Genomic DNA, 11957 nt, shown 5'->3' with positions numbered 1-11957 from the left:
TTCATGTAAAAATACATAGACTATTTTCAAACACATTTTTCAGTTTTTATGATATGTTCTCGACAGATAAAAATTGTAAGGAGTAAAAAATGAGAAACCTATTAATTGCCCTAACCGTATTATTTTTGGCTGCTTGTGCTAAAACACCTGACTGGGATTATGACCAATCGACTGACTTCTCTAATTTTAAAACTTTTGCCTGGGTTAAAAATGCAAGTTTGAGTAAAGATGTTAAAAATTATCAAATCAATCCTATTATGGAAAAACGTGTTAGAGAAGCCGTTAATAGTGACTTAATTAATAAAGGTCTAACACAAGTACCTATAGAACAAGCAGACATTTTGATTAACTACCATGCTTCAGTTGATAAAAAAATGGATATTAATACTTTCTCTACACATTATGACGCTAGATGGAGTTACTGGAACCGTCCATGGAACAATAGTTTTCATACGGAAAAACAAGTTAGAGAATATGAAGTCGGCACTTTGATCATAGATGTTGTAGATAAAAATTCTAACCAACTCATTTGGCGCGGAGCCAAAGAAGGCAGATTAAATAAAAATCAAAAACCAGAAAAAAGAACAACTGTCATTAATGAAACCGTAATCAACATATTAAGCAATTTTCCACCTCAAGCAAAAGAATTACTCTGATATTTCACTTTAAAAAATGAAAAGCCAGATCACTGGCTTTTACATTTCTTCTTTTTAACACCTCAGAAAAAGTTGCACTCTAATTGTAAAATTTAGTGTTTCACAAACACAGACTAAAAAACACATAAATACAGTTAAATCAGCCCCTTATAAAATAAATTTATTTTTGAAACCTTCAAAACCTAGCATTTATGACACACGGTGTTACATCTTTAAGTACTAAGTAAATAATATATTGATATTCTATAGCTGTCATCAATATAAGTTACTAAGGAATGCAAAGTGGCGACTAAAAAACAAATACTTTTCCCAATAGGGATCTTAGTCTTAGGAGTTGGAATTGCGGCCGGCTTCTCAGCAATGAAAAAACCACCAGAAGAGAAAGACGAAAAAGAAATTTTCCCTCTGGTACAAATTCAGCCAGCAGCAATACAATCAATCACCCTAGATGTGAGCTCTTATGGTCTGATTGCGCCTAAAAATCAAACCAAACTTGTTGCACAGCTCAGCGGCCAGCTGGTAAATGTTTCCGAAACATTTGTAGTAGGTGGATTTGTTAAAAAAGGAGATGTGCTTGCGCGCATTGATCCTAATGATTATGAAGCAGCTCTTATAGAAGCACAGGCAACACTTGCTCAAGCCCGCTCAGCACTAGAAGTAGAACGTGCTCAAGGCCATGTTGCTCAATCGGAATGGGAACGTATTCGTAAAAACAGTAATGAATTTATTCCATCAGAACTTTACTTAAGAAAACCACAATTAGCAGAGCAATTAGCCCGTTTCAAAGCATCCGAAGCCTCTTTAAAACGTGCAAAACGTAATTTAGAACGTACCTATATCAGTGCACCATATGATGCTATTATTGCCAAACGTGATGTGAGTTTAGGCAGTGTTGTCAGCCCTGGCAGCAATATTGGAGAACTAAATTCAATCAGTATTGCAGAGGTCAGGCTCCCTGTTGCAGATAAAGATATGCAGTATCTTATTAAAGGCGGCATCAATGCGAATGTTGTTTTAACCACGCAATATGCGGGTAAACAATATGATTGGCAAGCTAACATTGTACGTAGCGAAGGTGTTATTAATCAAAAAAGTCGCATGAGTTATTTAGTGGCCCAAGTAAAAAATCCATACGCTCAAAACACTGATTTTCCGCCTCTTCGATTTGGTGCCTATGTAAATGCCAAAATTCAAGGTTTAAAAATAAACAATACAGCCACTGTCGCCCGCCACTTAGTTAAAAATAATAAAATTGCAGTATTAACAACTGACAATACACTTACTTATCAAACCGTTGATATCTTAAGAGAATTTGATGACAAAATTGTATTAAGCAATGGTTTACAAAACGGCGATAAAATTATTACTACAGCCCTTGATTACCCAAGTGAAGGCATGAAGTTAACAACTGAACATGCAAAGCCTTCTCAATTAGACTCTGATGAAAAAAACGAAACTCAAATTGCGATGAAGAAGGATTAAGCCATGAGAGATAAGTTGAATAACATCATCGCTAGGTTTAAAAACAAGGGGTCTAAATATGATAGATACTAATAAAGGGATCATAGCCTGGTTTGCCCGGAATTCAGTCGCTGCAAATTTGTTAATGATATTTATTTTAGTAGGCGGCCTATTAACGGCTACCACTATACGTAAACAAATGTTTCCTGATTATGAAAATAACTGGCTTCAAGTACAAGTTGCCTACCCAGGCGCAGCACCGCAAGAAGTTGAAGAAGGGATCACTGTAAAAATTGAAGAGTCTCTTGAAGGCTTACAAGGCCTTAAACGTGTGATCACTTACTCTCGTCGAAGCTTTTCACAATCTTGGATTGAAGTAGACGAAGGCTACGATGCAAAAGAAGTATTAGACGAAGTTAAACTGCAAGTTGATACAATTTCAAGCTTTCCTGAAGGTATGGAACGCCCGATTGTCAGTCAAGACAAATTTACTCAAGAAGTCATGTTTTTAAGTCTTCATGGTGATTTATCAAACCATGAACTCAAAGACTTAGGTAATAAAATACATGATGAGATTTTAGCTTTACCAGGTATTAATGTTGCTGATTTTTTTAGTGGCTTAGCTTATGAAATTAGTATTGAAATCAGTCCGGATAAACTCAGGGAATATGGTTTAAGTTTTAGAGACATTGCAGCTAAAGTACGTGGTTATTCTGCTAATATGTCGGCCGGTCAAATTAAAGCTGAAAATGGCTATATTTCTCTTCGTGTTGAAAATCAAGCTTATAAAGGTCATGAGTTTGAACAACTTCCTTTGATTACTCTTGAAGATGGTACATTAATTCATTTAGGTGATATTGCAACAATCAACGACGGTTTTCAAGAAGGCATCCAATACTCTAAATTTAATGGTCAAAACTCACTAACCTTCTCTATTGGTGCATCTAAAGATCAAGACATAACTAAAGTTGCCAAAGTAATGTATGCCTATTTAGAGGCCAAAAATAAAGAGCTACCTCAAAGTGTCACCATAGAGTCATTTGTTGATATGACTTATTACCTGAATGGCCGTTTAGATATGATGATCAGTAATATGATTTGGGGTGGCTTATTAGTATTTTTAATGTTGGCACTATTTTTAAGAATACGTTTAGCATTTTGGGTCATGATGGGGCTACCAGTTTCATTTTTAGGTGCGTTTTTATTCATGCCAACTGCAGGTCTTGATATCACAATTAATATCGCATCTCTATTCGCCTTTATTCTTGTATTGGGCATAGTGGTCGATGATGCCATAGTGATAGGTGAATCGGCCCATGCCGAAATTGAAGAGCACGGTCATAGTATGGAAAGTGTTATTCGCGGCGTAAAACGTGTTGCTATGCCTGCAACTTTTGGTGTACTTACAACGATTGCAGCATTTTTACCTATGATGCTTGATGATGGACCAAGTAGTGCATTCTCAATGGCTATTGGTGGTGTCATTATTTTATGTTTAATATTCTCATTGGTTGAGTCTAAACTAATATTGCCAGCACATTTAGCAAAAATGACACCCAGACCTTCTAATCCTAAAAACCCATTACATGTATTACGTGGAATTATCGACTCAAATCTAAAACGTTTTATTGAAAATGTATATCGCCCTGCTATCGAAAAAGCAATTCATTATAGATATGCCGTTATTATGGGTTTTGTCAGTATCTTAATTATTAGTGCCGGTATGTTTGTCGGGGGTGTTGTTAAGTTTGTTGCTAACCCTAAAATTCCTCACGATTTTGCCAACGTTGATATAGACATGACACTATCCTCATCTGAGCAAGCAACTTTAACAGCTGCGCTTCAATTTGAACAATTGATTGTAGATGTTGATAAAAAAATTGAACAAAAATATGGTTCAAAAATGGTTGAGGCATTAACGGTTCGCCTTCAAGGTAGAACGCGTGCACGTATTATGGCAAAACTGGTTTCACCAGAACTCAGAGTCATGGATACCTTTGCTCTGGCCGATATGTGGCGTGAACAAATGCCACAAATTGCAGGGATTAAAACATTAAACATTCGAGATAGCATAGGCGGCAATGGTCGAGATGACGGTGATATTAGCTTTCGCCTTGAAGGCAAAAACATTGAAACCTTACGTTTAGCGGCAAATCAGCTAAAGCAAAAGCTCAATACAATTAAAGGTATTGGTGATGTGAATGATTCAATGCAAACAGCAACAGATGAAGTACGTTTAGATTTAAAGCCTGTTGCCCATAGTTTAGGGTTAACACTTGCAGATATTGCATCTCAGGTCAGTTTTGGCTTTTATGGCTTAGAAGCACAACGTATTTTACGCGATGGTGAAGAGCTTAAAGTCATGATCCGCTATCCCATTGAAGAACGTAATTCAATTGGTCAAATTCAAGATGTACGTATTAGTACACCAACAGGTGGCGAAGTACTGTTATCTGAAGTAGCCAAAATAGAACTTGTTCAAGGTGTAAATAGCATACGTCGTGAAAACGCAATGCGAACTATTAATGTATGGGCATCTGTAGATACTGAACAAGCGGAACCCTTCAAAATAACCAAAGATATTAGAGATAATTATTTACCTCAGCTTATTAAAGCACACTCAGGTATTCGTACCGAAGTAGCAGGTAAGATTCAAGAAGAAATGGACAGCATGAATGAGCAAATTCGTAATTTTGCTTTATCTATGATGTTGATATTTGCACTACTGGCAATTCCATTACGCTCTTATTCTCAGCCGTTTTTAATCATGTCGGTGATCCCCTTTGGTGTAATTGGCGCTATGTTTGGCCACCTTATTTTAGGCATGACTATGAGTAGCTTATCTTTCTTTGGCATTATTGCCGCTGCAGGTGTTGTGGTAAATGATTCTTTGGTCATGGTTGATTTTGTCAATAAAGCCCGTGCTGCTGGCATTCCAATGAAAGTTGCCGTTGTAGAAGCTGGCTGTAAACGCTTTAGAGCTATATTCTTAACATCAATAACAACATTTATTGGTTTAATTCCAATCATTACAGAGACAAGCCTACAAGCCAAAATAGTCATACCTATGGCTGTATCACTTGCATTTGGTGTATTGTTTGCAACTGTGATCACTTTATTATTGATTCCATGTCAGTATGTTGCTTTAGAGGACTTAAAACATCTTCTAAAACGCCTTATTAGTCGCAATAAAAAACATGATGCTGCTACCAATGAGAAACTGGATACTTTAGCTCAATCAGATTTGTAAACACTTTAATAAAAAACCTATCGTTGCTCACCCAGAGCAACTTTATTTTGCATAAACCAAAAAGGCGCTAAAAGCGCCTTTTTATGTCTGATATTTTGGAATGAATTTATAACTGAATAATGTATTATACCAATTCTTTTAAATTAGTGATCAACTATAGCTGAGGATAATTTTTAAAGAGCACAGGTTTATAGCTCTCAACTAAACCTAAGTGGGATTGTAAGTAGCGCAGCTATTGCATATTTATCCCATTCAGAATGGTTACATATGTTTTAATTTAAACCTAAAGATTTCCAGTCTTCATTTTTTATCGCTTTTTTATAATACTCACTGGCACTCAATATTTTATTTATATCGCTCTTATCAAAATGTAACTCTAGCATTAATTCAAAATCTATTTGATCACAGTTTACATTAGCAATACAGCTGAGGTATTCCCACGCAATTGAGTTAGGATCAACTATTTGCTCTATGTTATTTGAGTTATCCATAAATTCAGTGTAAAAATATCTCATGTAATGAGTTAAGGTGTTCTTTAAATAGGCATGACCATTCAACTGTTTAAATGAAACTTGAAGTAATTTTAATAACTCCCCACGTTCAATATTACCTTTTTCAATTTCAATTTTTGCAAGTGCATAACCTTGAGCTGCTGCACTTTTTCGCCAAAATTTATGTAACTTTTTAATCGTTCCACCTTTTAAAGAGCCAGCTAATTCATGACATTCATGACATTCATGACATTCATGATGAACATTTTATAACGCTAAAGAAAGAGTTCCATCTAAGTAAAATTGACTTTCTTCTATTCTGACTATATCTATTTGCTCTAAGGTCATATAAGAGCTACAACTATTCTGAATTGAAGAGACAAGATATTTCGCTTCTGCTACACCCAACTTAGCTCTTTGAAGATATTTATTATATATTTGTAATTTTGTGAGTTGCACAGGATCTATCAAACTAGCTATATGTATAGATACTAAAGAAGTTTTTAAAATTGGTGCTGGCGTTTTATTTAATAGTAACTCTAAGGTTAAAGGATCTTTCATTATTTTTTTAGAAAAGGAAACCCTGTTGAGATCTAAAGGAACTACTACAAACAAGTAAAAAACTAAGGCAAAAATGAGGGAAATCATTAGTAATATATATTTCATAAAAATCTTCCAAATATTTCCAGAAGTTAAAAATGAATAACTCTCTTAAAAAGAGATAATTTACGAGTTAAAAAAATCAAGTATAAAATTACACTCGTTACGCTGTATTTCTAAAGTATGTACTACTTTGTGTTAATGTTTCGCCCTTAGGGCATGATTTAACTAAAGTGTAGCTCACATCTTTTTCGATTCTTCTATTTTAAAACCTAATGTAACAAAGCTAAAACAGCAGGTGTTTTTCTTAACCAAGCGCTGCTATTTAATAATTCGTTATATTGCTTTTGTAGCTCCCTAGCTTGCGTTAAGTATTCTTTTGGTTCTGACAAAATTAAATAGCGTTTTGTATTGGGTATAAATAAAACATGTACTTTATTCATTAAGTTATATTTTTTTATGAAGCCATTTACACTGGTTTTTTTTGCCATACTCGCTAATTGTAAAACATAATTAGCGTTTCTAAGTGAGGTGATAAATTCATTTTCAACTTGAGTTTTAACTGTAGTTTCTGCTTCGGTTTCACCTTTATTTTCAGTAATGTTTTGCTCATTTATAGCTGGTGATGTTTGTTCTGAAGATGCCAATTGAGGTGTTTTTTCAACTTCTTTTGTGTTTTCTTTTTTACTCCCATTTTTGTTCAAGTTTTCTAATTGAACAATATGATCTAGAATACTCTGGCTAGATTTTTGCCCCTTAGCAATCGCCATTACAGCAAAGTGTTTACTATTTACAACATCTTGAGGCACTATTTCACCTTTTAAATAAATAGAAGCGAGGTTATGCATTGCAAATTTATTTCCATTTTCAGCAGCTTTTAAATAAAAACTCATTGCTTCTTCAGGCGCTTTATCAATAATTAAAGTTGCTATGGCAAATTGCGCCTCTGCATTATTCTGCTTTGCTGACTCTTTGATCCAATACAAACCCTTATCAATATCTTTTTGCACTGTTTTTCCTGGTAAATTAATACCTTGTAATAAAACTGCACCCAATTCTAGTTGGCTATCTGCATCGCCTTGCTCCGCCGCTTTTTTATACCAAATATAGGCTTGTTCAGCATCAGGACGGACACCTTGACCCGTTTCGTACATTTTAGCGACTTTACGCTGTGCTTTTAACCACCCCTTATGTGCCGATTTTAATTGCCATTCATGTGATACAACGAGGTTTTTTTCAACACCTTTACCAAGTTCAAATGCCACAGCTAAATTAAACATGGCTTGGGTATGTTCTGCTTGAGCAGCCTGACTTAAGTAATTGATTGCTTGAGTTAAGTCTCGACCCACACCTAACCCTTTGGCATAAATTTGGGCCATGATAAATTGTGCATCTGCTGATTCTTCACTTTCATTCTGACATATGCCAAATGCTTCGATGTAATTTTTATTGTTAAATTCACTTTGACAATCGGCTTTTACAGGTGAAGCAAGCATAAATAAACAGAAAATAAATGAATAAGATAGAAGTTTTAACAAGTCAAAATCCTTCTGCCAAAATGACAATATCATAAAAAATGAGCCAATAAAAAAGCTCGGAAAATCCGAGCTTATTCTCTTATTAATTTAGGCTAGCAATTATGCACACCTTAATCAATTAAATATATTCGCACTTATTTATATTGTACTTCTATGATTTCAAAACCAACATTGCCTTTTGGTGTCGCAATACTGACTTCATCATCTACTTCTTTTCCGATAAGGCCACGTGCAATTGGCGAGTTAACAGAAATAAGATTCTTTTTAATATTAGCTTCATCATCACCTACAATTTTGTAAGTCACTTCATCATCAGTTTCGATATTTACAATCGTGACGGTTGTACCAAAAATGACTTTGCCATTATTCGGCATTTTTGTAACATCTATCACTTGTACATTTGATAATTTGGCTTCAATCTCTTGAATTCGGCCTTCACAAAAACCTTGCTCTTCACGGGCAGCATGGTACTCAGCATTTTCTTTAAGATCGCCATGTTCACGTGCTTCTGCGATATCCGCTACGATTCGAGGGCGTTTTACAGTTTTAAGTTCAACCAGTTCTTCACGTAAAAGTACTTCACCTTGAACTGTCATTGGTATTTTTTGCATAAACTTGTCCATTTTTTATAACAAAAAACCTGAAATTCAACTTTCAGGTTATTTGAATTATGCCTAAATTATCATAAATAAAGGCATATTTGTTTTACTCTAGGCGCTTATTTTATTCTTTTGTGCAGTTCTTGTACCGAAGTAACAACAGATCTGTCATCTGCAGCATTTGCTTTACAGTTGGCAAAAGCAGCATTAAGCGTCGTAGTATAGTTTGTTTTATGTTGCAATGCACCACGTCGAAGTACTTTTGAGTCTTCTATTGCCTGACGGCCTTCGGTGGTATTGACAATATAGCTATATTCTTCGTTTTTAATGCGGTCAAGAATATGAGGGCGACCCTCAAATACTTTATTCACATGGCGAACTTCAATACCAGCAGACTCTATTGCTTTTGCTGTACCGCCCGTTGCATCTAAATCAAAACCTAAGTCTTTCATGATACGAGCAAGTTCAACAATGCGCTTTTTATCTGCATTGCGTACAGATAATAACGCTCGGCCTCCACGAGGTAAAACATTACTTGCGCCTAACTGTGCTTTTGCAAATGCTTCAGCAAAGTTTTCACCCACACCCATTACTTCACCGGTAGAGCGCATTTCAGGACCACGAATTGGATCCACACCTAAGAACTTAGCAAAAGGAAGAACCACTTCCTTTACACTGTAATATGGTGGAATTATTTCACCTTTTATACCTTGGTTTACTAGGCTTTGACCTGCCATACAACGGGCTGCAACTTTAGCAACTGCCATTCCAGTTGCTTTAGAAACAAATGGTACCGTACGTGCAGCACGCGGATTTACTTCAATTAAATAAACATCGCCGTCTTTAACTGCAAACTGAGTATTCATTAAACCTACAACACCTAACTCTAAAGCCATACGTGTTACTTGGTCACGCATAACATCTTGAATTTGAGGGCTTAATGTATATGGCGGTAATGAACATGCTGAATCACCTGAGTGAACACCCGCTTGCTCTATATGCTCCATAATACCAGCGATCACTACTTGCTCACCGTCACAAATAGCATCAACATCAATTTCAATTGCATCATCTAGAAAACGGTCAAGTAATACGGGTGCTTCATTAGATGCAGATACAGCTTCTGTCATATAACGACGTAAATCTGCTTCGTCATATACAATTTCCATTGCACGGCCACCAAGTACATACGATGGACGCACTACAAGTGGAAAACCAATTTCAGCAGATTTTGCAATCGCTTCTTCAGTTGAAGTTACGGTCGCATTTTCCGGTTGTAATAAATCTAAACGTTCCACCATTTTTTGGAAACGTTCTCTATCTTCAGCGCGATCAATAGCATCAGGTGAGGTACCAATAATTGGCACGCCATTCGCTTCTAATTCTCTCGCTAATTTAAGTGGTGTTTGGCCACCATATTGAACGATTACACCTTTTGGTTTTTCAATACGTACTATTTCTAATACATCTTCAAGTGTAATAGGTTCAAAATATAAGCGATCTGAAGTATCGTAATCTGTTGAAACCGTTTCTGGATTACAGTTTACCATGATAGTTTCATAACCATCTTCACGCATTGCAAGTGCAGCATGAACACAACAGTAATCAAATTCGATACCTTGACCGATGCGGTTAGGACCACCGCCAATGACCATTATTTTATCTTTATCAGAAGGATTTGCTTCACACTCTTCATCGTAAGATGAATACATGTAAGCAGTATCAGAGCTAAATTCAGCAGCACACGTGTCAACACGCTTGTATACAGGTGTGATATTTAATTGATGACGCTTTTTACGAATTTCAGTTTCAGATACACCTGCAATTTCTGAGATACGAGAATCAGCAAAGCCTTTACGCTTTAATTTACGTAAGAATTCTTTATTTAGGCCAGCCATACCCACTTCTGAAATTTTGGTTTCATCTTTTATGATGTCTTCCATTTGAACTAAGTACCAAAGATCAACTTTAGTCAGCTCATGAATTTCTTCAATGCTCATACCAAAACGCATTGCATCAGCTATATACCAAATACGCTCAGCACCTGGCTCGCGTAATTCATGAATAATTTTAGCTTTTGCATTTGAATCAGTTAAATCAACAAAAGGTGATAAACCATTTACGCCAACTTCTAGACCACGTAATGCTTTTTGTAATGATTCTTGGAAGTTACGACCTATCGCCATCACCTCACCCACAGATTTCATTTGTGTCGTTAAACGGTCGTTTGCACCAGCAAACTTTTCAAAATTAAAGCGCGGTAATTTAGTTACAACATAATCAATTGAAGGTTCAAATGATGCAGGTGTCTTTCCACCTGTTATATCATTTTGAAGTTCATCTAACGTATAGCCTATCGCAAGTTTTGCTGCAATTTTAGCAATTGGGAAGCCCGTTGCTTTTGAAGCAAGTGCTGATGAACGAGATACGCGCGGGTTCATTTCAATAATAACCATGCGACCTGTATCAGGACAAATACCAAACTGTACGTTTGAACCACCCGTTTCAACACCAATTTCACGTAATACAGCTAAAGAAGCATTTCTCATTAACTGGTATTCTTTGTCTGTTAATGTTTGTGCGGGTGCCACAGTGATTGAGTCACCTGTATGAACACCCATAGGGTCGAAGTTTTCAATTGCACACACTATGATACAGTTGTCGTTTTTATCACGCACAACTTCCATTTCGTACTCTTTCCAACCAATTAATGATTCATCAATCAATAATTCACTTGTTGGAGATAAGTCTAAACCACGGGTACAGATTTCTTCAAACTCTTCCATATTGTAAGCAACACCACCACCGGTGCCACCCATAGTGAAAGATGGACGGATAATACAAGGGAAACCAATACGTGTATTGATGTCTTTTGCTTCGCTCATTGTATGCGCTATTTCAGCAACGGGTGTATCAAGACCTATTGCTTTCATTGCTTTATCGAAACGAGATCTGTCTTCTGCTTTATCAATTGCATCAGCAGTTGCACCAATCATTTCAACATTGTACTTTTCAAGTACACCATGCTTTTCTAAATCAAGTGCACAGTTTAATGCTGTTTGGCCACCCATAGTTGGTAATATCGCACATGGGTTTTCTTTAGCGATAATTTTTTCAACAACTTCCCAGTGAATTGGCTCGATATAAGTCGCATCTGCCATTTCTGGATCTGTCATAATTGTTGCAGGGTTAGAGTTAACTAAGATAACTCTATAACCTTCTTCTCTTAGTGCTTTACAAGCCTGCGCGCCTGAGTAATCAAACTCACATGCTTGACCAATTACAATTGGACCTGCGCCTAAGATTAGTATGCTTTTTAAGTCGTTACGTTTTGGCATTATTCTCTAGTTCCTAAAGTATCA

Annotated in this window: 8 protein-coding genes; 3 read left to right on the top strand and 5 right to left on the bottom strand. The window is 36.2% G+C overall.

Annotation, left to right across the window (positions count from 1 at the left end; translation table 11 throughout):
* Positions 1-89 precede the first annotated feature (89 nt).
* From BM088_RS14840 to BM088_RS14830, 3 genes are all read left to right on the top strand, one after another.
* Positions 90-656, top strand: a complete 567-nt coding sequence (locus tag BM088_RS14840; RefSeq protein WP_091985703.1) for a DUF4136 domain-containing protein — start codon at positions 90-92, stop codon at positions 654-656.
* A gap of 282 nt (positions 657-938) precedes the next feature.
* Positions 939-2138: an efflux RND transporter periplasmic adaptor subunit gene (locus BM088_RS14835; protein ID WP_091985699.1), complete on the top strand. Its 1200-nt coding sequence runs from the start codon at positions 939-941 to the stop codon at positions 2136-2138.
* A 58-nt stretch (positions 2139-2196) separates the two neighbouring features.
* Positions 2197-5367: an efflux RND transporter permease subunit gene (locus BM088_RS14830; RefSeq protein WP_091985696.1), complete on the top strand. Its 3171-nt coding sequence runs from the start codon at positions 2197-2199 to the stop codon at positions 5365-5367.
* Positions 5368-5639: 272 nt separating this feature from the next.
* Here BM088_RS14830 and BM088_RS14825 read toward each other — a convergent pair whose 3' ends face one another.
* From BM088_RS14825 to carB, 5 genes are all read right to left on the bottom strand, one after another.
* Complete coding sequence (locus BM088_RS14825; protein ID WP_091985692.1) at positions 5640-5858, bottom strand: hypothetical protein; 219 nt, start codon at positions 5856-5858, stop codon at positions 5640-5642.
* 267 nt (positions 5859-6125) lie between these two features.
* Positions 6126-6524, bottom strand: coding sequence for a hypothetical protein (locus tag BM088_RS14820; RefSeq protein ID WP_091985687.1), 399 nt, complete (start codon positions 6522-6524; stop codon positions 6126-6128).
* Positions 6525-6730: 206 nt separating this feature from the next.
* The gene (locus BM088_RS14815; RefSeq protein ID WP_177208062.1) at positions 6731-7996 is read right to left on the bottom strand and encodes a tetratricopeptide repeat protein; all 1266 of its coding nucleotides are present in this window, start codon (positions 7994-7996) and stop codon (positions 6731-6733) included.
* 134 nt (positions 7997-8130) lie between these two features.
* Positions 8131-8607, bottom strand: a complete 477-nt coding sequence (greA, locus tag BM088_RS14810) for a transcription elongation factor GreA (RefSeq protein WP_091985678.1) — start codon at positions 8605-8607, stop codon at positions 8131-8133.
* Between the two features lie 107 nt (positions 8608-8714).
* Positions 8715-11933 (bottom strand): carbamoyl-phosphate synthase large subunit, encoded by a 3219-nt coding sequence (gene carB, locus BM088_RS14805; protein ID WP_091985673.1) that lies wholly within the window; start codon positions 11931-11933, stop codon positions 8715-8717.
* Positions 11934-11957 lie beyond the last annotated feature (24 nt).

Source organism: Pseudoalteromonas denitrificans DSM 6059 (assembly GCF_900112265.1).
GTDB classification, from domain to species: domain Bacteria; phylum Pseudomonadota; class Gammaproteobacteria; order Enterobacterales; family Alteromonadaceae; genus Pseudoalteromonas; species Pseudoalteromonas denitrificans.
This window is presented reverse-complemented; position numbering and strand designations above follow the sequence as displayed.

Bases quoted from the DNA above. Each gene is read 5' to 3' on its own strand.
- greA (WP_091985678.1), bottom strand. From the start codon at position 8,607: ATGCAAAAAATACCAATGACAGTTCAAGGTGAAGTACTTTTACGTGAA.
- BM088_RS14840 (WP_091985703.1), top strand. From the start codon at position 90: ATGAGAAACCTATTAATTGCCCTAACCGTATTATTTTTGGCTGCTTGT.
- BM088_RS14825 (WP_091985692.1), bottom strand. From the start codon at position 5,858: ATGGATAACTCAAATAACATAGAGCAAATAGTTGATCCTAACTCAATT.
- carB (WP_091985673.1), bottom strand. From the start codon at position 11,933: ATGCCAAAACGTAACGACTTAAAAAGCATACTAATCTTAGGCGCAGGT.
- BM088_RS14820 (WP_091985687.1), bottom strand. From the start codon at position 6,524: ATGAAATATATATTACTAATGATTTCCCTCATTTTTGCCTTAGTTTTT.
- BM088_RS14830 (WP_091985696.1), top strand. From the start codon at position 2,197: ATGATAGATACTAATAAAGGGATCATAGCCTGGTTTGCCCGGAATTCA.